Genomic DNA, 25,664 nt, shown 5'->3' on the forward strand with positions numbered 1-25,664 from the left:
ATTAGCGATAATCAACTATTACTAGTCAACTAAAAACTATACAAAATTATGAAAAAAAATAATAGGATAGGCTACCCCAAGCCTTATTCAGTAAATTTTGGTTTAGCCATGAAACTAACGTCCATCCTTTTAATTCTTTCAATCTTTACCGTTCAGGCCAACTCCTATGCCCAGAAGGCCAAGGTGACCTTAGATTTGGAAAAAGTGTCTATCCAGAAAGTATTTGAGGAAATAGAATCGCTCACCGATTTTAAATTTTTATACGACAATAAAAAAATCGATGCAAATAAATTGGTTTCTATAAAGGTCAACAACAAACCAATCTCGGATGTCCTAAACTACCTGTTTAAGGGTACTTCCTTTTATTATTTGCTTAGAAACAAGCAAATTGTCTTAAAAGTAAAGAATACACCAACCCCTTCCAAAAGCAAAGAAAAAAGAAAAGCTATTAAAGAAGAGAAATTGGTACAACAGATAATATCAGGTACAATAACCGATGACAAAGGGCAACCCTTGCCAGGAGCCAACGTGGTGGAAAAAGGGACCACTAATGGGGTTACCGCAGATTTTGACGGTAATTTTTCCATTACACTTACTAACGAGTCGCCTATATTGGTTATTTCATACTTAGGTTTTTCTACACAAGAAATAACTGTTGATGGGCAAACCAACCTTTCCATAAGCTTGAAGGAAGATGCAGCTGGGTTGGATGAAGTAGTGGTCGTGGGATATGGCACACAGAAAAAATCCGACATAACAGGATCCGTCGTTTCTATTGGAGTAAAAGATTTACAAGAACGTCCTTCACTGAGCATGGTAGAGAAAATGCAAGGAAAAGCGGCAGGGGTAGATATAGTTCAAAGCAGTGGAGTTCCTGGTGCAGCTCCAACGGTAAGGATCAGAGGAAACAGATCTTTTAGCGCTTCCAACGAACCTCTTTATGTTGTTGATGGGATACCATTGGAAGGAGGGATCAATGATATTAACCCCAATGATATTAAATCTATAGAAATTTTAAAAGATGCCTCTTCTACGTCAATATATGGTTCCAGAGGGGCCAATGGAGTTATATTGGTAAGTACAAATAGAGGCAGTGCTTCCAAATCCAAGGTCTCCTACAATAATTTCTATGGATCTACTTCTATTAGTAGAATGGTAGATATGATGAATGCCCAAGAGTTTGCTGAATATCGCAGGGAAGCGTATAGGTCAACAAACTCTTACAGTGATGATGAACATTTATTTGAAGCAATACAATTGGCAAATTTAAAAAATGGGGTGTCCTATAACTATCCGGATTTAATTTTTGGTCAAGGATATAAGAACGATCATCAATTAAGCTTTTCAGGGGGCAATGATAAAACTCAGTTTGCATTATCGGTAGGCTTTTATAATGAAAGGGGCACCATAAAGAACATGTACTATAAAAGGTATACTACAAGGCTAAATCTAGACCATAGATTTACCGACTGGTTCAAGGTCGGCACCTCAACTTTACTTACAAGAAGCATAAACGATGTGGGCAATAGCAGCACGGTTGAAAGTGCCCTACTAAACTCCCCAATTGGGGAAACATATGATTTAACTACTGGCGAACCCGTTTTTTTACCGACCACGGACGGACAATTATCAAATCCGCTTTTCGATATTGAATCTGAAAACTTCACAGATGAATATAAGATCAACCGTGTGTTTTCCTCAATTTATGCAGAACTGGATTTCTCCAAAAATCTAAACTATAAAATAAATATTGGGATCGACAGTAGAGATCAAAGAAGGGGAAGGTTCCGTGGAACATATACAGATGCAAATCTTGGCGGCGCATCGGATGCAATGGTTGAAAATATGGGCAGATTTACCTACACATTGGAAAATATTTTAAAATATGGACGGGATTTTGCCGGAAAACATGGCATAAATTTTACCGCAATGCAATCTGTTCAGGGTTTTACAGAGGAGAATTACGGTATTTCAGTTGACAACCTTCCTTACGAAAGTCAAAAATTTTACAATCTAGACACTGGAAGCAACATTTTGGGAGTGAATAGCCAGTTGGAGGAATGGAAGCTTTCCTCTTTTATGGGAAGGCTAAACTACGACTATGATGGAAAATACTTAATGCAGGCCACAGTTAGAGCTGATGGTTCCTCCCGCTTATCAAAAGGAAAAAAATGGGGGTATTTCCCTTCAGCCGCTTTAGGATGGAGAATTACAAACGAACCTTGGCTTAAAGACCAGATATGGGTTTCCAATTTAAAACTAAGGACCAGCTATGGGGTAACCGGAAATACGGGAATAAACCCTTATCAAACCCAAGGGGCATTATCACAAACCGTATATGACTGGGATGGCTCACCAGGCTATGGGTATGCCTTAAGTGATATCCCAAATCCAGATTTAAAATGGGAAACTACTGCCACAATCGATGCAGGAATTGATTTTGGATTTTTTAACGGCAAAATTTCTGGGTCTATTGATTACTACAACTCAAAAACTTCAGATTTAATAATGCTCCGCCAATTGCCCATCACATCCGGATATTCCAATATACTTGAAAATGTGGGTTCAACAGCCAATAAGGGGGTAGAATTAAATTTAAGTGCTGCTATACTGGAGAGACCAAAGGGCTTAAACTGGAATATAGACCTCAATTGGTACAAAAACAAAGAGGAGATACTGGAATTATATAACGGTAAAGTAGATGACATAGGTAACAATTGGTTTATTGGACAACCAATTTCCGTATTCTACGATTATGAAAAAATAGGTATTTGGCAGACCAGTGAAGAAACATTGGCGAATAGCTATGGTTTCATTCCAGGTGAAATCAAACTAAAAGATCAAGACAACAATAAGATCATCGATTCCGATGACAGGATTATCCGAGGATCAAGTGTTCCAAAATGGAACATGGGGATTACAAATAGGTTTGAATTTAATGGTATTGATTTGTCCGCATTCCTATATATACGCCAGGGATCTACCATTTACAGCAGATTTCATCATGAATTTAATTCGCTTGCCGGAAGGTATAACAATTTGGATGTAGACTATTGGACCCCTAATAATCCCACAAATGCCTATCCAAGACCCAATCAAAATCAAAACTACCCCAGATTTGATTCCTCCAATAATTACTTTGATGGCTCCTTTGTAAAGCTGCGTAACATAACACTTGGGTATACCATGCCCGAATCCGTTATTAAAACATTAAAAATGAATCAAATGAGACTTTATGTTTCTGGAGACAATCTATTTATGTTTACGAAATACGATGGGTGGGACCCTGAACATGATAAGGGTATTTTATATTATGATGTTCCAAGCAGCAGAACAATTCTTTTTGGTATTAATGTAAGTTTCTAAAAAAAATAATATGGACAATATAAAACATAAAGCAGCTATTACAACAGTGCTTTTAACAATATTCGCTCTTCTTTCCTGTAATGATTATTTAGAGGAAAATATGATTTCTGATGTTAGTTCAGATTCCTATTACTCCACCAAGGAAGGCCTTGAAGATGCCATGAATGCTGCCTATTCCTATCTAAAGGTTCAATATTTTGGACAAGAATCTGGTATGAGCATGACGGTATATGGTACAGACCTTCACTCTAATGGTTCCGATGGCAATAAAAAACTTGGTCAATACAACTTTGACCCTTCCTTGGATGAACTTTGGGAGGTATGGTCCACAATGTACCAAGGAATCAACCAGTGCAACGCCATCATAGAAAGAACTGACAAAAATGAGGAGGTTAACGAAGACTTTAAAATAGAATTAACTGCCGAGGCACGGTTTTTGCGTGCCATGTATTATTTTATTTTGGTTCGGCAGTTTGGTGATGTACATCTTACTCTTTCAGAAACCATTGGTATTGAAACAGAGGCAAATAAAACTTCAAGAAACGAGATATACCAAACGGCCATAATTCCTGATTTGGAATATGGAATAGCCAATCTTCCGGATAAACAAGTTGACTATGGTAGGGCAACTAAAGCGGCCGCACAATTTCTTCTTTCCAAGGTATATTTAACTTATGGATGGCTAGAGAACGATAAAGAAATCTTTAAAAAATCGATTAGGTTGGCAGAAGATATAATTAAAAATGAAAATTATTCACTGCTATCGGATTATGCTGATCTATGGAAAATTGATAATCAAAAAAATAGCGAGGTAATATGGGGCATTCAAAACTCAACCGACCCACTTACACGTGGCAACGGGAATAGATCGCACCTGTTCTTTCTTATGGGGTACGACAAACTTCCAGGGATGAAGCGAAGCATTGATTATGGTAGGCCGTATATTAGATATTCCCCAACACCTTATGCCCTTTCCTTATGGAATCGGGAATACGATTCCAGATATTATAAAAGTTATCAACATGTATGGTTTGCCAACAATACTGGCAATCTATTGCCTGCCCAAAAAGTTGGGGACACTGCCATATTCCTTCCAGGGGTCAATATAGGACAGAAATATTATATTTCTGGCGAAAACGGATCAAGGGTAGAGAAAATATTAACCCAAAACTATGTTGACGCACATCATAACCAAACACATGTAATCTATACTCCGGAAGAACGTAATGGAGAGGCCGGAACAGGTTATACGGAGAGGGTTTATGCATCCTTAGGTAAATTTATTGACCCTACCAGAGAATCTACGAATCTGAAAGAAGGAACGCGTGATTTTTTTGTAATGCGATTGGCTGAGGCTTATCTTATTGCCGCTGAAGCCTATATAAAAATTGATGATAAAGTTAATGCAGCCAAAATGCTAAATGTGGTCAGAAGAAGAGCTGCATGGCCTGGGTTTGAATCCCAAATGAAAATCACAGAAAGCGAGGTGAGGCTTGATTTAATTTTGGAAGAACGTGGTAGGGAATTGCTAGGAGAAATGCAAAGATGGTATGATTTATCACGTATGGGGGTTTTGTTGGATAGGGTTAAGATGTATTCCAATGCCACCAACAGTCCCAATTATGCAAAGAATAATATTACTGAAAAGCACACATTACGGCCCATACCACAAAATCAGATCGATAGGACCTCCAATGCTTATAACCAAAATCCAGGTTGGTAAAATGTTAAATTGGGTCAATTACAATTCAGGAAATATATTGGCCAATTTGATACGATGAAGTTTGGAATGCCTGCCCTATTATGCCTTTTTTGCCATTAGGTGAATTCATAATAATTGCTGGGCATGCTATTACTAAAAATGGTTATTGAGCTATTTTTAAAATTTAAAATTCTTTTTTTCTATGTATAAAATGTTAATTAAAAATATGGGTGTCTTTGGGTTTGTAATATTATGCACCCTAGTCTGCTGTAAAACCGACCCAAGTAATAAACCTATATCTTCCAACATGTTGAATAGTGGCATACAAAAACTTGAATTCAACAATCTGGGCTTGTTGGTAGATCTAGACGTGGGATTCAAATCCGTACCCATGCCAATGGATTTTGATGGGGACGGGGATCTGGATCTTCTCATATCCCAATCAGGAAGTTATGTGGAATCGGGAATCTTCTATTATGAAAATATTAGTGGAAATGTTGATATGCCGGTTTTTAGATTTGGTGAAAAGATTTCCTCGGATAGGTTCCGCCTTGGCTATGACGGAAAATTTTTTGAGGTATCCGATGTTAATGGGCATTACCATGTTTTAACACCAGATAGAACTAACGATCAATTATTGATGTACGCGGATGTTCCCGAAAATGTATTCTGGAAACGTATCACATTGCCTCTTCCCGCAAAGGGCCATATACAGGACACCAATTACAATACATGGAAATTAATCGACTTTGATGGTGATTCCAATTATGATCTAATGTGCGGTCTGTCCTCCAAGATTGGAAACTACCTGCTTTTCTTCAAAAATAAGGGCAGTAATGAATCCCCTGAATATGAAGCTCCCCAAAAAGTAGTTACCGCCACTGGAGAACCTATTGGCAATCATCTTTATTTGGAAGTTCCTTTGGCAGATTACGATAATGACGGAGATCTGGATTATATTGCCATCAGTGATTTTTCAAATATAATATACTTTAAAAACGAGGGAACTTCAAAAACACATAGTTATCAGGAAGGCGTACCCTTGAAATCTGCAAATGTACCTATCCAATTGTATTCTTTATATGGCAATGCTTCCAAATTACGTGCCGTTGACCTAGACCAAGATGGTTTCGTGGATATCTTGGCAGGGGATGAAGACGGAAAAGTCTCTTTTCTAAAAAACACGGGTAAAATAGTGGATGGAATCCCGGAGTTTTTTCCCCCAAGGTTCTTGCAACAAGAAGCCAAGTTCGTTGACTTAGGTGCTTTGGCCACGCCCCGTGTCTATGATTGGGACGGGGACGGACTCCAAGACATTATAAGTGGAAATGGAGCAGGTGACATATATTTTGTAAAAAATTTAGGAGGATATTTGCCTAAATGGGATGCTCCCAAACCCTTAGAGTTGAAAGGAGTTCCTATACGCATAATCCCGACCGAGACACTACCCAATACCGAAGAACCTCATTGGGGGTATACCACTATTGATGTAGGCGATTGGGATGGTGATGGATTGGCCGATATCCTGGTAAACGAGCACAACGGAAATATCGTTTGGTTAAAAAACATTGGAAGTCGGAAAGCGCCAAAACTTTCTGCTCCAAAACCTATTGAGGTAGAGTGGAAAGGAGAACCGCAAAAACCTGCTTGGACCCCAGGAGTTTCGAAGGGAAAAGAATTGCTTGCACCATGGCGCACGTCTCCATTCATTATGGATTTAAATCAAGACGGACTTAACGATTTGGTGATGTTGGACCACGAGGGATACCTAGTTGTCTATCCAAGAATTAAGGAAGGGGACAGCTTAAAATTGGGGCACCCAGAACGCAATTTCATATTCCCCGATGGAAACCCCATTTTATTAAACCAACGAACAGGTTCAAGTCATGGCAGGTTGAAAATTACATTTGTCGACTGGGATGGTGATGGCATGGAAGATCTTATCTTTTCCTCTAAACCTGCAGTCGATTGGATGAAAAATATAGGAATGCAAGATGGAAAAATGGTACTGCAATACATGGGCAGGGTAGTATCCAAAACACTTATGGGGCATACCGACGGTCCAGTTGTTTCCGATTTTAACAACGACGGGGTTCCTGACTTATTGGTGGGAACAGAAACAGGAGCGTTATTCTATTGGGAAAGGCCCAATCATGAGATAACGACAACCATGACCACAACAGGAAAACAACAACCCGCAAAATATAAATATTTTAAACGTTAGTCTGCAATTTACAATTGCCCAAGGAAAGGTTAAATTCAGCAACCTAACTCTTGGTAAAAGCAGACCCTACTAATTTTAATTTAACGACCCTATGAACACCCATAATCTTCTTTTTAAAAATATTTGGCTTATTACCCTATTTTTTAATACACATATGGAGATTAAAGGGCAGGAAAACAACTTTGAATCACGTGTTCCAAAATTTAATTATCCAACAACTTTAAAACAACAGATGAAAGCCTTGGAAGCTGACCCCTTAATGCACCGTTTTAAAGCTTCCAGGGCAAAATTTAACAATGATCTTTACAGGCCAACCTATCATTTTGTAAGTCCTGAAGGAAGGCTTAATGACCCTAATGGCCTTAGTTTCTGGAATGGGAAATGGCATCTTTTTTATCAGGCTTATCCTCCCGAGGACCCTAGACAACATTGGGGGCATGCGGTTAGCGAAGACTTGGTACATTGGAAAGATTTACCATATGCCATTTATCCCGGCCCTGAGCGTGCATCCTTTTCAGGCTCGGCATGGGTAGAGGATGACCGCGTCATTGTCATGTACCATGGTACGGAAAAAGGGAATATGATTGCCATAGCAGATGACCCCTTGTTATTGAATTGGAAAAAGTTAGGTGGTAAGGCAGTTATTCCTTTGGAGAGCAATTCCAAATCTCCTCAACCCTATACCGTATTCGACCCCTTCATTTGGAAAAAGGAGAACACCTATTATTCCCTCTCGGGAAGCAGGGGGCCGAACGGGCCGGGAGGAAAGCCCATTAGGGCACATTACCTTTTTAAATCCAAAAATCTACTAGATTGGGAGTATCTGCATGAATTTGTAGTTGATGATCGATTCACCAAGATCGGAGATGATGGTGCTTGTCCTTATTTTTGGCCTATTGGAAACCGGCATATCTTGCTTTTCTTTAGCCATTTGAGCGGAGCACAATATTTGCTGGGAGATTACGATGAACTAAACGATAAATTTAATGCAACCTCGCACGGCAAGTTTAATTTTGGAACATCACGTCCTTCAGGCATACATGCACCATCGGCATTTCCTGATGGAAAGGGTGGTGTAATTGCCATTTTCAATATCAATAGAGGCAAGGTATTTAACGAATGGGATCAAGTGATGTCCTTACCGCGCCAACTATCCCTAGTATCTGAAGATGAAATAAGAATTGAACCAGTGGAAGCCCTCAGCAGTCTCAGAAAAGAAGGAATTAAAATGGATCATATAGAATTGCCCAGGAGTAAAGAAACACTACTTGAAAAGGTACAAGGAAACACCTTGGAAATTGTTGCCGAAGTTGATATGAGGAAATCAGAAATGGTCGAAATCAATGTACTAAGGTCTCCGGATAAGGAAGAGTACACCAAAATAATTTTCTATAAAAACAAAGGGGATTATAAAGGCTTGGAATACAACAAAGGAACCAAAGAAGCAGAATACTATAAAAGGGCAAGATACAGTTTGGTGAGTCTAGAAACTACTTATTCTTCCAGCCTGTCCGATGTTAACTATAGGGTTCCAGAAACAGCTCCTGTACTACTGGACCCTGATGAGAATCTAAACCTGAGAATATTTATTGATAAAAGCATAATTGAGGTCTTTGTAAATGGAAAACAGTGTATAGGGGCACGCGTATTTCCCTCACGTGCCGACAGTTTAGGCGTATCATTCTTTTCCCAGGGAAATGATGCCGAACTTATAAAACTAGAAGCGTATCCCATGAAAAATATTTATATAGAACCCTAAAAGCAAATGAATACCAACTTTTACAATCCCCTGCCAAATCACGGGAGTTTAAATGTGCAGATCCCAGCGGTCAACTTAATGATCAAGTAACCCCTATTTAATAATAAAATTAATTTAAAGAAGATGAATGCAACCTTTAACCTTGTTCGGCCCAAGATAAAAATATTGGTCTTATTTTACGGTATTTGTGTAAGTTCCTCCCTTGCATTGGCGTCTTCCAATTACCCTTCCAAAGCAAAAAAGGATTCCTTGGTTGCAATAATGTCATTTAACATCCGAAATTCCAATGCCAAAGACGGTTCCAACGATTGGGAGCATAGAAAAAAATGGGTCGGGGATTTAATCCATTTCTACAAGCCAGGTATAATCGGGATGCAAGAAGTACTTCACGACCAACTCCTCTACATAGAATCGAAACTTTCCCAATATGGCCATATCGGCATAGGCAGAAATGACGGAGGAACCAAAGGGGAGTATAGTCCTATATTTTATAATAAGGCTCGGTACAAACTTATAGAAAAGGCTACATTTTGGTTATCGGAAAGTCCAGAAAAACCGTCTATTAGCTGGGGTGCGGCTACCTATAGAATTGTTACTTGGGGCAAATTTAAGGATAAGGTTACAGAGGAATCATTTTTCATTTTTAACACGCATTTTGACAATAGGGAATATGCAAGGGAGAAAAGTGCCAAACTGCTACTGGAAAAAGTGCATCACATTGCAGGCCGATCCCAAGCTATCGTTATTGGTGATTTTAACTCTAAGAACGAATCTCAAACTTATCAAATACTTACAGTATCCAACAAAAAGAATAAAGGGTTGTTCGATACGGCGAAACTTGCAAAAAACAAATATGGTCCAGATTGGACCTTCCATAGTTTTGGAAGTGTCCCTGTAAAAAATCGGGAACGTATCGACTATATTTTCAGCAATAAAAAAGTAAAGGTGAAACAATATGTAAGCATTTCGGAACAGCGTGGCAACCTTTTCCCATCCGATCACCTTCCTATATTTGCACAAATCCAATTGAAAGAATAATACAGTAAAATTTGAAATTATGAAAATTAAAAAGCGATCTATATTATTGGCTATTCTTCAGTTTATGGGCACAATGGTGATTAATGCACAACACAATTTGTGGCAGAACACGGATGAAAGCTTTGAAAATCCACCACTCTTGCCCCAAGATAATATTAGGCATGTAAAGGTACGATCTGCAGAATTGCCATCCACTTTTCTAATTGGCTCCGCCATAGCGGAACACAAAGGTATTATGTATGCCAGTTGGGCTACCGGTCCTGATGGTATAAAGGAAAATGGCCCTTTAGAACATGTAAAAGTAAAAAGGTCATTGGACCAAGGGTCGACATGGCAGGATGAACAGGTTTTGGCTCCGGTCGTGGATGGTTTATATAACCACAGTCATGGGTCGTTCTGGTCCGTAAACGATACATTGAATTTTTTTAGTGCCAGTTTTACCGGACATACTAGGGGATATCTCAAGGGAAATAGAATTTTTGCTACCGATTTAAAAACAGAACGATTTTATCTGGAAGAGACAACCCAAACCTGGGTTTCCAAAGGAATTGTCATAAATAATTTTTTTCCGATGGACGAACCCAGACAAATGGCAAATGGGAATTTCATTATGGCCGGACTTGATAAAGACCTCAGAGCTAGGGTAGCCATAAGTAAAGGGCAAAACCCAGGAATGTGGGAAACGGTCCCAATTCCTCAAAATTACATAAAAGGCTTCCCAGAACCGACCACTTTGGTGTTGGAAGATGAAATCCTATTGATTATCCGTAATTATTCGCTTCCTGAAGATGAAGATCATTTTTGTGTGTCTACCAGCACGGACAATGGAAAAAATTGGACATCGATTGGCCTAACCAATTTCAAAGCAACAAAATCGAAACCTTATGGAGGTATTTTATCCAGCGGAAGACCGTATTTGATCAGTAATTTGAATCATCGCAAATGGATCTGTATAAGTCTTGGGGAAAAAGGAACTTCCGGATTTTCCAAAATCTTCCGTTTAAGGCCAGGTGATGCGCCCTTTTCATCCTATTTCAAGGGAGGTGACGACTTCACAAACCAACAATGGGCATATCCTTATGCATTAGAATACAATAATAACTTGTACGTCATTTATCACCAAAATAAACTTGATGCGGAATTGACCATTATTCCACTAAAATTACTCAATAACATTACACTGATAAAATAATAAAAATATACTAATAAATAATTAGGATTTGAATCGAAAGTCAACAATTGCAAGAAATCAAAATTGAACCATCAATACTAGGACATGATATTAAAAAAAGCATTTTATTCATTAATCGCGTTGGGCTTTTCCATTCAACTGTATGCCCAAAAAACAGAGATAGTATATCTTTCCGGAACCGATGCCGCCAATACCGTTAAATGGGATTTCTACTGCACGGATGGGCAAAATAGTAATAAATGGGACAAAATAGAGGTTCCGTCCAATTGGGAACTTCAAGGTTTTGGTACCTATAACTACGGGCACGATTGGAAAAGCAAGGATAAAAAATTGGGCCTGGAACACGGGCTTTACCAATATACATTTGATGTTGCCCTGGATTGGAAGGGCAATACGGTCAATATTGTTTTTGATGGATCCATGACCGATACCAAGGTTAAAATTAATGGCGTATCGGCCGGAACAACACATCAGGGAGGTTTTACAAGATTCAAATATGACATAGCCAAGCTATTGAAATATGGCCAGGCCAATTTATTGGAAGTGGATGTGGCCAAGCAATCCGAAAACGAATCGATAAACCGTGCCGAAAGACAGGCCGACTTTTGGATTTTTGGTGGAATTTACCGCCCGGTCTTTTTAGAGATCCTTCCTAAAACACATATGAGCCGCACAGCTGTGAATGCCAAAGCCGATGGATCATTGAATACCTTGATTGCCATCAACAACCCTAAATCAAACTATACGGTCACTGCTTATCTCTATGATTTGGAAGGCAATAAAATGGATCAAAAAACTCTGGGCAACTTGGAGAAAGGTATTTCTGAACGTTATTTTTCAACAAAGTTCAACAACATAGAATCGTGGCACCCAGAAAGGCCAACTTTGTATGACCTTAAGTTTGAATTAAAACGTGGAAATACAGTTGTACATGAGGTTACGGAACGAATAGGTTTCCGTACCGTAGAACTTCGAAAACATGATGGGTTTTATGTAAATGGAGAAAAAGTAATCTTCAAAGGGGTCAATAGACATTCCTTCTGGCCAGAAACGGGAAGAAGCCTTAGTGAAAAAAATCACCTCGAAGACATTGGACTAATGAAGGAAATGAATATGAATGCGGTGCGGATGTCACATTATGTGCCCGATAAACGTTTTCTTGAATTATGTGATTCCCTGGGAATCTTTGTATTGGATGAAATTACGGGCTGGCAAGATGGTTACGATACGATTGTAGGTCCAAAAATGATAAAAGAAGTAATTTTAAAAGATGAAAATCACCCCAGTGTGATCATTTGGGACCATGGCAACGAAGGAGGCTGGGATTTTGCTAATGAAAAGTGGATCCACACCTGGGATATCCAAAAACGACCGGTAATCTACCCATGGTTATTGCGCAACGGAGTAGACACGGGCCATTATCCCGAATATAATTATGCCACTGGAAGATTTGTTTCGGGAAACGATCCCTTTATGGCCACTGAACTTTTGCATGGACTTTATGATGGGGGTCTGGGAGCCGGACTGGATGAATATTGGCGAAATTACGAAACAAGTCCATTATTTGCCGGTGGTTTTTTATGGGCGTTCTCAGATGAGGCGGTTTTGCGTACAGATAAATCGGGCAAAGTATTCGATGGTGACGGTCACCATGCCCCTGACGGAATCTTAGGGCCCCATCGCGAAAAAGAGGCTAGTTTTTATACAATAAAAGAAGTTTGGTCCCCTGTACAGGTTGAACCTGTCACCATTAACAAGGAATGGAACGGAAGGTTGATTATAAAAAACAAATACATTTATACCAATTTAAGCCAGTGTTCCTTTAGCTGGAGAGCCTTAAAGACGGACATAGGGGATACGGAAAAAAAGCTGGTCGGTTCGGGGAATATTACCGGTCCGGATGCAAAACCGGGAACCTCCTCTAAAATAACGATCGACTGCAGCGAAGCCCTTCAAATTGCCGATATATTTGAATTTACGGCCAAGGATTACAACGGACAGGAACTATATACATGGAGCTGGCCAGTCATTCAACCCCATGAAAAGGCCAAAGAACTAATACAACCCATTTCCAATACCGACAAAGAAATAGAGATACTGGAAATAGATCAGACGATTGGTGTTTCTACAAGTGGAGTGCAGATTGTTTTTAACAAAAAGGACGGTACCCTTAATTCCGTTAAAAATAGCCAAGGTAAAATTTCGATTTCCGGAGGACCGGTTCCGGCAGGGAGTTCTTCGCAAATTATTAGTACAAAATGGGAAAAGGACAGGGAAGGAAACTTTCTGCTCGAAGTTTTGAGGAACGGCTATCCTGAACAAATAATCTGGAAATTCTTTAAAAATGGCCTATTACAACTAGAGGCGAGTCCCCTTCAAAAAAAGATGGAAGATATGGATTACCTCGGCATTTCATTCGATTATCCAGAAGAGAAATGTACAGAGGCAACATGGATGGGTAGGGGGCCTTATAGGGTATGGAAGAACAGGACAAAGGGTAGTAATTTTGGGGTATGGAAAAAACAGTACAACAATACCGTTACCGGAGCAACCTTTAACCACCTAATTTATCCGGAATTTAAAGGATATCACGGTAATTTGTATTGGGTAAAGTTTACTACCACGGAAACGCCTTTTACCGTTATTTCCGAAACACCCAATTTATATTTTCAGCTCTTTGTCCCAAAAGAACCGGAATATGCTACCAGCAAGGTATTCCCCTCTTTTCCCAAGGGCGATCTTTCCTTCTTGTACCATATCCCGGCCATAGGAACCAAATTCAAGGATGCCGATAAACTGGGTCCTAAAAGTCAGAAAGGCTTTTATTCCGGGAGGACCGGAGACCAAAACTATCCCATTAAATTATGGTTCGATTTCCGGGCCGAAAATTAATCCATTCATCAGATTCATTTATTATTTATCTCAAACAGTCTTAATCAAAAAACCTATTCTGAGTAAACCACAGACTACAATGAAACATACTATTTATACTCTTGCCATAATTACTTTGATACTAATCTCCTGTAAGAACAAAACAGGGGAAACCGCCACAACCAATGAGACCAAAAGTGGTAATGACATTACCGGTAAATTCACGTTACCCTCTTTGTCTCACCCAAGACAGGGTCCTTATATAAGTGGAGAGTTGATTTTCCCCTTGGACAAAAAACCCACCCCGGAATGCCATGCCTCTACTATAGTGGAAACGCCCACTGGTTTGGTGAGTGCATTTTTTGCAGGCACCCATGAGAAAAATCCGGATGTGGGGATCCGTGTATCCAGAATGGTGCGAGGCAAATGGACCAGGCCGGAAGAAGTGGCAAATGGAGTGCAAAACGACAGCCTACGTTATCCTTTATGGAATCCGGTGTTATTTCAGCCAAAGGAAGGGCCTCTGTTATTATTTTATAAGGAGGGACCGGACCCCATTAAGTGGTGGGGCATGTTGATGACCTCTCCAGATGGTGGAAAAACATGGTCCAAACCAGAAAAAATGGGAATGGACGAAAAAATTGGATATTTGTTGGGCCCGGTCAAAAACAAGCCTATTCAATTGGAGGACGGCACTATCCTTAGCCCTAGCAGTACAGAAATTATGCTAGAGGACGGAGATGTGGATTGGATGGTACACTTTGAAATAAGTAAGGACAATGGCAAAACCTGGGAGGTAGTGGGGCCCATTAATGACGGGAAAGAGTTTGATGCAATTCAGCCCAGTATACTTACCTATCCCAATGGAAAAATGCAGGTATTGTGCAGAACAAGGCAAAATGTAATTTCCCAAAGCTGGTCCGAAGACCAAGGCAAGACCTGGAGCAAAATGACGGCTACCGAACTTCCCAATCCCAATTCGGGAACCGATGCCGTAACCCTGACAGATTACAGGCAATTACTTATATACAATCACACCACAAAGAAAGGGGAAGATCCCAAAGGCAGAAATATGATAAATCTGGCCATATCCGATGATGGTATCAATTGGAAACCCGTAATGACCTTGGAAAACGCCCCGGCAGAATCAGGATATTCCTACCCTGCCATAATCCAGACCTCGGATGGCTTGGTACATATTACATATACATACCTAAGACAATCCGTAAAACATGTGGTCATTGACCCCAAGCAACTTTAATATAATAATAATTAGATACAAAAAATGAAAGGAATTATACCACCATTATTGACCCCCTTGACCAACGATTACAATTTGGACGTACCCGCAGTACATGGATTAATTGCCCATTTAGTGGAGGGAGGGGTCCATGGCGTATTTATTTTGGGGACCACGGGTGAAGCCACGGGCCTAAAGTATAGTGTAAGACAAGAAATGATAAAGCAGACCTGCCTGGCGGCAAAGAATAAGATTCCTGTAATGGTAGGTATAACAGATACTTCATTGGGTGAAAGCCTTGAATTGGCCCATTTGGCCAAGGAACATGGAGCGATGGCAGTGGTAGCGGCACCTCCCTACTATTTCAATTTGGGCCAGCAGGAATTGTTGGAATATTATGAAGACTTGGCAAACAGCCTGCCACTACCCTTGTACCTGTACAATATGCCCGGACTTACCAAGGTACATATCGATACCGCTACTGCAATACAACTTTCCAAAAACCCCAATATAATCGGTCTGAAGGACAGCTCTGCCAACACCGTTTATTTCCAGTCCCTCATCCATGGAATCCAAAGGGAAGATTTTGGCCTTTTTGTTGGTCCGGAAGAAATTACCGCCGAAACGGTCCTTATGGGTGGTGATGGTGGTGTCAATGGCGGGGCCAATTTATTTCCACATCTGTACGTTGCGTTGTACCGGGCTTCCTTGGACAGGGATTTCCCAAGAATGGCACAACTGCAAGAGCAGGTAATGGAAGTGGCCAAAATGCTTTACCATGTGGGCAAATATGGATCCAGCTATCTCAAAGGGTTAAAAGGGGCCGCCTCACTCCTAGGCTTGTGCAGCCCATATCTGGCCCCTCCCCTTAAACAGTTCAAGGAATTGGAGATGGAAATGATTGCGACGAATTTAAAAATAGTTCAAAGAAACATTAAAAATACGGGGATAAATGGCCAAACTATAAGTTAAAATAACAATGAAAAAAAATGAGTATCCCTATTTTGTCATAATGGTTATAAAAACACAAATTCTGGACTAAACTTTAAAGTATTAATCTGTTAAGTTTTATAGTATATGTCGAAAATGAGGCCTCCTGTCTTTAATATTTTAAGGAACATCACGACAAAAAAGGTGCTGCCATTTAGTTAGATTTTAGATAAAGAGCTAGAGCCTGACATCACTTCGCAGCGTTTCCATCATGCAGAATTCCTCCTTTTCTTTTTTGTTATAGATTACAACAATGTTCTTATTATGACAACAAAAAAGGGCTTTCCTATTACGGAAATCCAAAATCAGATTGAATCAATGCGGGATTAGCCGGTCTGGGCAATGGCCAATAAGCTAAGAAAGACAATAGGCAGTAGGGACGATCGTTATATATTGGAAGTTGGGATTAAGATGAACAAGGGCAATTTCATAATTGAGTTCTCCGAGGTCGAGAAAGAAAACGGAACGAGGGGGTACGGGCAAAAAAGACATGGCCATTATCGCCGAATCGATCCCTTTGTTTTTATAGAAAATAATTCTGGTGTACTCTTACTTGTCCGGGGACCTTAGTACATTGATTTCGACCATTTCTGATTTTCCTGGTCATACATTTATTTCGGACCTTGGCATATTGATATTCCGAGATATTTTAATACTTTTTCTAAATTTGAAAACTCACTCAGGTTTTTCTCTTTAACTTCATCAAGAGCCAACCCATATTCATCAAGTATATGATGTATTTCATTTGTCACGAATAAACTTTGGATCAATTAAATTTAGCGTAACCCTCTGATATTACTGTAGTTTAAATGGGTCTATACAATAAACAGGAGGATTGTTGAAGAACTCGAATAACTGAAATTCTTAAAAATTCCAATGCTTAACAGTTCTACCTCCCTTTAGCTTTTTCACCCCGAAGCGTCATCACTGTGCTAGTTACCGAAGCTGCCAGTTTTCCATTGCTTTTATAAATTTCGCATACATAACAACTTATTGTTTTTCCATTTTGTATTGGTTTAGCGATCGCTCTTAGTGACTCTTTCCATACGGGACGAAAAAAGTTTGTTTTAAGCTCTATAGAGGAGAAACTCTTACCTTCCTCTTTTAAATTTCCAATTGCTACATCTGCTAATTCACATACATACCCACAGTGTATAGTACCCTGTTTGTTTCCGTATTTTAAAGGGTCGGTATCTACTTCAATGATTGCTGTTCCTTTATCATCTTCAGCTATCCTAAAACCTAGTACTTTAGAAATAGCTGTTGGATAAGTCATAAATGTGCAGTCATTTTCATCCAGACTTCCATTAATCATTTTATGGATATACTCTAAAACGGGTATTGTGCTCATAGGGTTTATTGGTCTAAATTAATTCTATCATCTACATTGCCTCGTTAGGGCCAAAGAAAAGGAAAGTATGTAGACCTACGATCATTACTTTGGACTTGATCCCTTATATATATAAAACCATATTAAAACAAATAAGGACAATATATGAGTGCAAATTGAGTGCAAATAAAAGGCCTTAGAGATTAAAAAATCTATAAGGCCCTTATTTTACTGGTGATGGCAGAAGGATTCGAACCTTCGACCGCCTGCTTAGAAGGCGCTTTTTTTAGTTTCCCATAGATTCCTTTATACTTATATCTCATTGAAAAACAATAACTTGCACACATTTGATATCATATGATATCAAATGGCATCAAATAAAACTATGCACAAACTATGCACATTTTTAATTATCTTACAGTTAAAACCTATGAGATATGGCTCGAGCAAGATTAATTTTAGACGTACGTATGCATTCAAAAAACACGGAAGGATTATTTCCGATTGCATTGCGTGTGTTTCATAAGAAGCAAAGAATCGTTCGACTTCCATTTTACACTTCAAGTGACGGATGGGACGAGAAAAACATGGCATTTAAGAAATCAGCAATTGCTAATAGGGAACAGGATTGCGATGAAATAAATAAAAAGCTGAACGATAAATTGTACTCGGCCAAATCAATAATTGATAAACTTGGTAAAGTTATCAATGAGATATCTGTTGATGTCCTAATAGAAAATATTAAGGAATCCTGGGATAAGAAATTAGACTCCGATTTAAAAAAGAACCTCTCCAATGAAATATCTTTATCGGAGTGGGGACAAGTTTTGATTGACCGGAAATTGAGGGAAGGAAAGCCCAGTACAGCAAAATGGTATCAAAATTCAATAGCCGCATTTGTAAACTTCAATAATGGCGCACCTATTAAACTCTATCACCTTAACGTAACTTTTCTAAATGAGTTTGAACTAGTTAATAAAGCTAAGGGAAATTCAAATAACGGAATAAGTGCCTATATGCGTGGGGTAAGGGCCATATACAACAGTGCAATAAAGGAGGATAGGTACATCCCGATCAAAAACCCATTTAATCATTATAAAATACCAACATCCCGACGTACTAAGAAAAAAGCTCTCTCCAAAGAAAGTATAGTTACCATTAGAAATTTAAAATACAAGAAAGGTTCCAACCTCTGGCACACCCAAAATTATCTATTGTGTATGTTCAATTGTAGGGGTATGAACTTAATCGATCTTGCAAAATTGCGGTTAAAAGATATTGGAGAAAGTCGAATATTTTATGGAAGAAGCAAAACAGGGGATCCTCTATCGGTTAAAATAACAGAGGAATTTGCGAGTATCTTAGAATATTATAAAAAAGGAAAAAGCCCTAACGATTTTATTTTCCCAATTGGTTATGATGGGTCCGTTGAAATGTTCACAAAGTATAAATCCGACAGAAGGCTGGTTAATAAGTTATTCAAGATAATTGCTGAAGATGCTGGTATCGAAGAAAAGATCACCTCCTACTACATCCGTCATTCTTGGGCCACTATTGCCAAAAACATGGGGATTTCTACTGAAATTATTAGTGAAGGGCTGGGACATCATTCGGTTAAAACTACTGATATTTACTTAAAGAGCTTTGATAATTCTGTTTTAGATGACGCTAATGAGCAAATCGTTTCTTAGCTCCTTGTTATTATTAATTTTTCACGACAAGATAGAAAGCTTTGCTCTAGAAATATACTTAAATAGCTTCTCTTAAGTGCATATTGTTTGGTTAGAAATCCATTATAATAGAAAGCATCCCAAATCTTACCCAAGAACTTTGCGCATGGTTCCTGTCCGATTTTTGTAGTGTTCAGGCAGATAAGCGTATAGCAAAAATCGGATAGGGCGCAACCTACTTTGGATCTGTCTCTTTCTCTTTTTCCGTCCAAATCAGAAATCCCTTGTAGACTTCTGGGTGCTCACGGAAATACGTATTAAATTGTTTTGAAATAGTTGTTTTTCCCTCCTGGAAGGCTTTTCCCTTTTCTTCCTCGAATTGTCTAACCTGATAGCCTAGATAGCCCAATGTGGAGATGGAAAGTATTGGAATCGCCAATATCATAATGAGGAACCATTTCGGAAATAAGAGAGCCGTACTTACTTTCTGTTTTACTTCACTAAGTCCCGTGTTTTGCTCTCTGAAGTGGTTGTCCTGTGTTTTATTGAGTTCCTCCTGTTTGTACCGTATTTGGGATATTTCCTTTACGGTCTCAGAACTGGTTAGTTCCTTGGTCAGTGTTCTCAATTGTCCCAATATCTGTTTCAGTCCTTCCAGTTCATCGACCAATAATTCCGTGATTTCGTCTAGCTTTGCCATATTGTTTTGGTTTTCAAATTAATATCCTATTTCCATTCCAACACTTTTTTGGATCGCTTGTTTAATGACTGTTTTAGCCAGTTTTATAGCGATATTCCCACTTAGCTGGGTGGCCTTTCCCATCAGGCTAACAGTTTTATACTGGCCCTTATGAATGCTTTTCTCTGCATGGTTGGCTATCCCCATCACCACTCTGCTACCGGACATAGAACGGTGTACCTCGCTTCCCTTTAGGTTTTGGCCCTTGTATTGGAACCGGAACCCTTGCAGCTGATTGGACTTATTGATACTTGGGATAACTTGTACGTTTTTTTCCTTCATTAGTTTGATATAATTATCCAGGTCCTTGGGGCGTTGTTCGTTCATCACTTTTTCATGTACCTGCTTAATCTCCTGTCTTATATTCAGTAGCTGTTCCAATCTTTCCAGTTGTACTTCCCGTACCGTGGTAAGCCCCATTTTCTCTGCCACCCGTTCAGCGGCTAGCTGACTCCTCTTCCCAATAAAACTGTCGTTATAAGCAGTTCCGTTAAAATCGATACGGTTTACGTACACATGAACATGAGTATGCGGTTGGTTCCTATGAACAAAGGCAATAGCCTGATGTTCTTGTAATTTCATTTCCTTGAGAAACTTTGCAGTCATCTCGTTGAGTTTTTTGGCTTTTAGCTGTTTTCCATCTTCAATCGTAGGGCTGATGACAAAACTCAACGTATTTTTTTTGCATTGATAATTCTGGGATTGGATGATGTTGAATTCCTTGGTAATCTGGTTTGGAGTTTGCCCAACCACGTGATTGGAGTAAACGACCTCTGCTTGTTTCTCCTTATTCCAGCCATAGCTCATGGAATTTCCGGTATGCGATATTGATTTTCCTATGCCTATCATTTTTTGAAATTATAAAGGTGGGTCTGTATTTCTTCTGCTAGCCTGGTCACTTCGGCCGTCAGCTTGGGATCCCGTTTTCGGTACATGTTCCCGATCAATTTAAAGTTGGTCCCGTACTTGGCCAACATCTTATAAAGGTCTATTTGTTCCTCTGTTAACCGCTCAATGATCTTATCCCCAAAGGCAGCACGCCTACAATATTCACTCACGCTGAGACCGCTCTTTTTGGCCTTTATCCCGAGCAACTTTTTCTCAAAAAGAGAACATCGAAATTTAACATAGGTACGTTTCATTTTTTCCGTCTTTGCGACCTTCGGGAGCAAAGCAAGATTGTCTTTGTGGCAACAAAGACACATCTTGAATTACATCACTATCAGATTATTTCTTTTATACATTAAAATTGTATTTATTAATAGTTATTTCATTTTCGGGATAAAATATTATCATCATCAGATCATTTATTTTCAGCTGTCCACCAACCATTTACGTCTTTAAAATTCTCGTATAAGTTGGATCGGTCTATGCATTTTGGCTGATGTCGCATTATCAATTTAACGGCATTTCTTCCTGCACGGTCGTTGTCCAGATAAAGTGCAATCGAATCATAGGTATCAAGCATATCAAACGTTTTATCTATAAAGCCTAGGGAGTTTAATATGAAAAGATCATTCGCTTCCATTAGATGTTCGTCCCGCTCCATCAGGCTCATCATATCGAACATTCCTTCGGTAACGACCAGTCTACTATTCCCGTTCTGGAGGTGAGTGACGTCTTTTGGGGAGCTGGAATTCTTATAATATTTGTTCCGCAGTTCCCAACCTCCGGAGTTGTTCGCTAAGCCTAGGGCGAAATACATCTTGTCCTTAAACTTATAGTGAACTTCCTTGCACAGTTTTCTGGCAGTCAAGATGGAAATCCCTCTTTTCATTACATATTCCCCTAGCGCAAAATGGCCCAGTTCCTTAACATACTTTATCTCGATCTTATCCTGTTTATCCCCTTTTAAAAGGGGCTGCTGAAAAGAAAAAGAAATCTTACCGTTTTGTAGCCAATCCAATGTTTCCTTTACCGATGTTTTGTTGATTAGACAAATCAGATCGATTACATTTCCCCCTTTCCCAATACCGTGGTCGTACCATCGGTTCAGTTTCTTGGATACCTTAAAAGAGGCTTGGGTTTCTGAGCGGAACGGACTCAGGAACCAAGCTTCTTTATCAGATTCCTTGGTAGGAAAGTGCCCGAGTTTTGCCAACGCTTTTTCGATGGGAAAAGCTCTGGCTCTTTCACACGATAGTTTATTGGTTCTTTCTTTTTTCATTAGTTAATTTTATTTTCGTTTTTCTCTTACCTTCTTACCTAAGCCCCTCTTTATACGGGGTAAGCGCTTAGGTGGGATGTTTTTTGATCTTACCCATCTTACCCTAATAGGTAGGATAGGTAATACCTAGGTAACTTGGGGTTAATGTATCTTACCTATGGTAGCTCCCGCAGTTAGGGCGGTCGTGGTCCATTAGGTAAGTAGGTAGGTGCAATGGCACTTTTTCTACGATTCTACTTCCCAGGGACTTTTGGCAAATACCGATTTGGCCAAATACCCATACACCTGGCGTTTGGGATGTTTCACCCGTTGGAAATTGAATCCGGAAAGCGCACGCCCAAGGTTTATCTGGTTCAGTCTTACGTTCAAGCTACTCAGCTTGACCAATACATCCGAGGCGGTCACGAAGTCGTTGATATCATTCGACTTTTCAAAGTATTTGGAAACCAGTTCCTCCTCTGTGGTCAATTTGGTATATTTTTTATTCCGTTCTTCGTTCTCCATAATATCCGTTAGCGTGAGTTCTGGATTGAAGCCTGGATCATTATAGGCAAGGTGGTAGGCCTATATCCACACGTTCTTGATTTCCACTTCCTTGGAGTAGGAGAAATCTATTTTATCCATTAGCTCAAAGCACAACCACCTTACCGATCCGGTCTCATCATTTAGAAAGGAGGACATATTGGTAGAGCCCAAAAACGAACAGATTCTGGGCAGGGTCGTATTCTTCCTGTCGTAGGGCAGGCGTTCGTTGATGAAGGTCTTGGAAAAGAATGCTTTCAGTGCGTTCACGTCTTTTTTGGTCAGCACGGCCAGCTCATCCAAGTTGTAAAGGAAGTTCCGGCACAATTGGATCCTGGCATCCTTATCGTTGCTGATGTCCTCCGCCATATATTCGGCCAGTTCTGGGGGACAGATAAACCGACACCAAGTAGATTTCCCTGAGCTCTGCCCCTTATGGCTGATAATCAAGGCCTGTTTGTTGAAGTAGTCCGGTTCCAGCGCACACTTAATGGCACGGACCAACCATTTTTTAAAATGGTAAAGAAAAGCCTCATCATCATAGGTGGGAACGTAGGACGCCAGTTTTTTGATATGGTCTTCTCCGTCCCATTTTGGGAGAGATTGGAAGTACGCTTTAATAGGGTTGTATTTGGGAATGAGTTCTGACCGAATCAGGATTTCCAGTTTCCCCGTACTGATATCGACACCTGCTTTGGCAAGTTCAATGATCAGGGAATTGAGATTCAGATAGGACCATTCAGCTCGTTTCTTGAACGATATCTGGAAATCATGGGATATCTCGTTGTACATAATGTCGTACTTCCCCTCCAAGTATTCTATCGTATAGTCATAGATAGTCTTTTTTTTAGCATCCTTTACCTTGTAAAGTTCATCGGCCAAACCACCAGCTGTCATGAGCTTTTATTTTTGGAAGTGTCCGCCAAGGTATTGTTCTCGATATAGCTTGGGGACAAAATGCTATTTTGCAGTAGCCAATCGTTAAGCTTCTCCTTTTCAAAGAAGATCATTTTACCGTTCGGCTTGGAGTGTGGAATATTTCCGGAAGAAGTAAGTTTGTACAGATAGCTTCTGGATATACCGGTATAGTCACAGGTTTCCTCAAAGGTCAGTACCTCTTTATGGGCCGTCATGAGCCTTTCCAAACGATCTAATCGTTCAAGGATTAAAAAATTGTCCATTTGTTTCTTTTTTAGGGTTACAGAATGAACAAAAGCGCTTTTGTCTTCCTACAGTATTGTAGTTGGTTAAATGTATAAAAATAGGAAAATGAAAAAGAGCAGAAACGAAAATAGTTATCCACAACCAATTGAGGAACAACAAATTACAACAAACTATATCAAGTAATACTGCCTAACCGACTTAATAATTTTATTTGACATCATTTGATATCAAATGATGTCAAATATTTTTGGTTGAAAATGGACTGTTTATTGGAATATAGGTGGTTATAAACAATTAAATTTGATGGAACAGTTTTAAAAGAGCTTAAAAAAGGCTAATTTCAATTTCTTAGTGGTCTGTGATTAAACCCTCAACCAAAAACTAAACTCGGGGAAAATATAATATCTTGAAGGTCTAAATTTTAGTTAGAGACTTTTAATAAACAGAATTTTAACATTTCTATGAAAAATATAGTTCCAAAAAGTCCAATAAATGAATATGTAGCATTACCAATGATTTGGTTTTAAAAAATAAAAAATCCCAAATATAATATGCCTTTTAAATGAATGCCATCAAACTTTACATTAAGAAAGTATTGGCATTTGCCCTTAAGAAACTGAGGACTTTTGACATCTGATTTTCGACGGTTTTCTCGGATATCCCATGTCCAAGGCAATTTCTTTATACTTCCTTTTTTCCATTTTTTTTTAATTCATAGAGGTCATCTTCCAAAGTTGCCTTTGAGATAACATCCCATCTTATTATATCAAAGGCATCAAATTGCGAATATGTTATAAAAACTGATTATGGCATATTTTGAAAAGGTAGTTCTTAAACGATGTAGAAATAATAATGACCTGCCTTTTTTTTAGCCATAAGAAAAACAATTGTCTCATGGACAATATCTTCTGCCAATGCACGATCGTTACATAGGTTGAGCACATAGAGTTACATAGCCAATCCTAGTATTCGGAAAACAAATACCGATACGTCTTCGCCTTTCCATGACCCAGTCCTCGAATGCTATGATTGCTCATACGACGCTTCAAATTTGTCGGATTCCTGATGGCAAAATAATTTATCTGTCCTAATGAATAGAGGGGAAGTCTATACATAAACTTCTTATTATCAAGCTGTAAGGTCTGAAAAATAGCTCCCACTGGCCAACCTACTTCACAAGGGAATAGATTATTGCGTGGGTTTGCTATTACTACCGCACTGGCTCCATTGACTTTCATGCTTGTAAAAATCTCGTTTACCTGCAACTTTACTACTGGTTGCGACTTGTGTCTCTTGTTGTGTCCATCATTAAAAATCATCCTTAAAACAAAGATCTTAAGTTGTTATACAATATATGGACTTGTTCAAGTGATGTCCTTCTCTTACGGGAGAATTACCTCTGCTCTCTTAAATATGTCCGTTACTACAACTAAAGCCGCCTTAATTCAGAACATCGCTACTATCTGACTTTTCTACTTCGGAACTGCTGCCATTTTCGCTTTTACATTTCTGTATTGGTTCTCTTGTTCCATGATAATGTCTGGATATAGGTCCTGCCCGCTATTATCGATAATCGCTTGGTACTACTTTGACCTATCCCTATTCTTGGGACGGCCACTTTCTTATCAAGATTACTGGATTTTGGTTATTTCCATACATAGTGATCCTAAATTCCTTTTCCAGTTTTACA

Annotated in this window: 19 protein-coding genes; 11 read left to right on the forward strand and 8 right to left on the reverse strand. The window is 39.3% G+C overall.

All coding sequences use genetic code 11. The features are described from left to right. Positions 1-48 precede the first annotated feature (48 nt). From QSE00_RS13905 to QSE00_RS13950, 10 genes are all read left to right on the forward strand, one after another. A complete protein-coding gene (locus QSE00_RS13905; protein ID WP_286106409.1) occupies positions 49-3,366 on the forward strand; it encodes a TonB-dependent receptor in 3,318 nt (1,105 codons plus the stop codon). 10 nt (positions 3,367-3,376) lie between these two features. Continuing rightward, complete coding sequence (locus QSE00_RS13910; RefSeq protein ID WP_286106410.1) at positions 3,377-5,089, forward strand: RagB/SusD family nutrient uptake outer membrane protein; 1,713 nt, start codon at positions 3,377-3,379, stop codon at positions 5,087-5,089. A gap of 181 nt (positions 5,090-5,270) precedes the next feature. After that, positions 5,271-7,292, forward strand: a complete 2,022-nt coding sequence (locus tag QSE00_RS13915; protein WP_286106411.1) for an FG-GAP repeat domain-containing protein — start codon at positions 5,271-5,273, stop codon at positions 7,290-7,292. A gap of 91 nt (positions 7,293-7,383) precedes the next feature. After that, the gene (locus QSE00_RS13920) at positions 7,384-9,051 is read left to right on the forward strand and encodes a glycoside hydrolase family 32 protein (protein WP_286106412.1); all 1,668 of its coding nucleotides are present in this window, start codon (positions 7,384-7,386) and stop codon (positions 9,049-9,051) included. Between the two features lie 123 nt (positions 9,052-9,174). After that, on the forward strand, positions 9,175-10,089 hold the full coding sequence (locus QSE00_RS13925) for an endonuclease/exonuclease/phosphatase family protein (protein WP_286106413.1): 915 nt from the start codon (positions 9,175-9,177) through the stop codon (positions 10,087-10,089). Positions 10,090-10,108: 19 nt separating this feature from the next. Beyond that, complete coding sequence (locus QSE00_RS13930; protein WP_286106414.1) at positions 10,109-11,281, forward strand: exo-alpha-sialidase; 1,173 nt, start codon at positions 10,109-10,111, stop codon at positions 11,279-11,281. Positions 11,282-11,365: 84 nt separating this feature from the next. Next, positions 11,366-14,173: a glycoside hydrolase family 2 protein gene (locus QSE00_RS13935; RefSeq protein ID WP_286106415.1), complete on the forward strand. Its 2,808-nt coding sequence runs from the start codon at positions 11,366-11,368 to the stop codon at positions 14,171-14,173. A gap of 79 nt (positions 14,174-14,252) precedes the next feature. Continuing rightward, positions 14,253-15,413: a sialidase family protein gene (locus QSE00_RS13940; RefSeq protein ID WP_286106417.1), complete on the forward strand. Its 1,161-nt coding sequence runs from the start codon at positions 14,253-14,255 to the stop codon at positions 15,411-15,413. Between the two features lie 24 nt (positions 15,414-15,437). Further along, entirely contained in the window at positions 15,438-16,364 is a 927-nt protein-coding gene (locus QSE00_RS13945) for a dihydrodipicolinate synthase family protein (RefSeq protein WP_286106418.1), read from the forward strand. Positions 16,365-16,724: 360 nt separating this feature from the next. Further along, positions 16,725-16,952 (forward strand): hypothetical protein, encoded by a 228-nt coding sequence (locus QSE00_RS13950; RefSeq protein ID WP_286106419.1) that lies wholly within the window; start codon positions 16,725-16,727, stop codon positions 16,950-16,952. A 319-nt stretch (positions 16,953-17,271) separates the two neighbouring features. On the opposite strand, the gene QSE00_RS13955 is transcribed toward QSE00_RS13950, so the two are convergent. Continuing rightward, complete coding sequence (locus tag QSE00_RS13955) at positions 17,272-17,733, reverse strand: PaaI family thioesterase (protein ID WP_286106420.1); 462 nt, start codon at positions 17,731-17,733, stop codon at positions 17,272-17,274. 449 nt (positions 17,734-18,182) lie between these two features. Between QSE00_RS13955 and QSE00_RS13960 the strand changes: the two genes are divergently transcribed. Beyond that, positions 18,183-19,403, forward strand: a complete 1,221-nt coding sequence (locus QSE00_RS13960; protein WP_286106421.1) for a tyrosine-type recombinase/integrase — start codon at positions 18,183-18,185, stop codon at positions 19,401-19,403. A gap of 214 nt (positions 19,404-19,617) precedes the next feature. Here QSE00_RS13960 and QSE00_RS13965 read toward each other — a convergent pair whose 3' ends face one another. From QSE00_RS13965 to QSE00_RS13995, 7 genes are all read right to left on the reverse strand, one after another. After that, positions 19,618-20,082 (reverse strand): DUF6730 family protein, encoded by a 465-nt coding sequence (locus QSE00_RS13965; protein ID WP_286106423.1) that lies wholly within the window; start codon positions 20,080-20,082, stop codon positions 19,618-19,620. 18 nt (positions 20,083-20,100) lie between these two features. Further along, the gene (locus QSE00_RS13970) at positions 20,101-20,970 is read right to left on the reverse strand and encodes a relaxase/mobilization nuclease domain-containing protein (RefSeq protein ID WP_286106424.1); all 870 of its coding nucleotides are present in this window, start codon (positions 20,968-20,970) and stop codon (positions 20,101-20,103) included. Further along, positions 20,967-21,263 carry a mobilization protein MbpA gene (gene mbpA, locus QSE00_RS13975; protein WP_286106425.1) on the reverse strand — a complete coding sequence of 99 codons (297 nt, stop codon included), beginning with the start codon at positions 21,261-21,263 and terminating at the stop codon, positions 20,967-20,969. Before mbpA ends, QSE00_RS13970 begins: the two co-directional genes overlap by 4 nt. 161 nt (positions 21,264-21,424) lie before the next feature. Then, positions 21,425-22,288: a toprim domain-containing protein gene (locus tag QSE00_RS13980; protein ID WP_286106426.1), complete on the reverse strand. Its 864-nt coding sequence runs from the start codon at positions 22,286-22,288 to the stop codon at positions 21,425-21,427. Between the two features lie 225 nt (positions 22,289-22,513). Then, a complete protein-coding gene (locus tag QSE00_RS13985; RefSeq protein ID WP_286106427.1) occupies positions 22,514-22,792 on the reverse strand; it encodes a hypothetical protein in 279 nt (92 codons plus the stop codon). A 60-nt stretch (positions 22,793-22,852) separates the two neighbouring features. Continuing rightward, on the reverse strand, positions 22,853-23,707 hold the full coding sequence (locus QSE00_RS13990) for a VapE domain-containing protein (protein ID WP_286106428.1): 855 nt from the start codon (positions 23,705-23,707) through the stop codon (positions 22,853-22,855). Then, positions 23,704-23,991 (reverse strand): helix-turn-helix domain-containing protein, encoded by a 288-nt coding sequence (locus QSE00_RS13995; RefSeq protein WP_286106429.1) that lies wholly within the window; start codon positions 23,989-23,991, stop codon positions 23,704-23,706. Before QSE00_RS13995 ends, QSE00_RS13990 begins: the two co-directional genes overlap by 4 nt. Positions 23,992-25,664: the final 1,673 nt, after the last annotated feature.

The organism is Arenibacter flavimaris (assembly GCF_030291335.1).
Classification (GTDB): domain Bacteria; phylum Bacteroidota; class Bacteroidia; order Flavobacteriales; family Flavobacteriaceae; genus Arenibacter.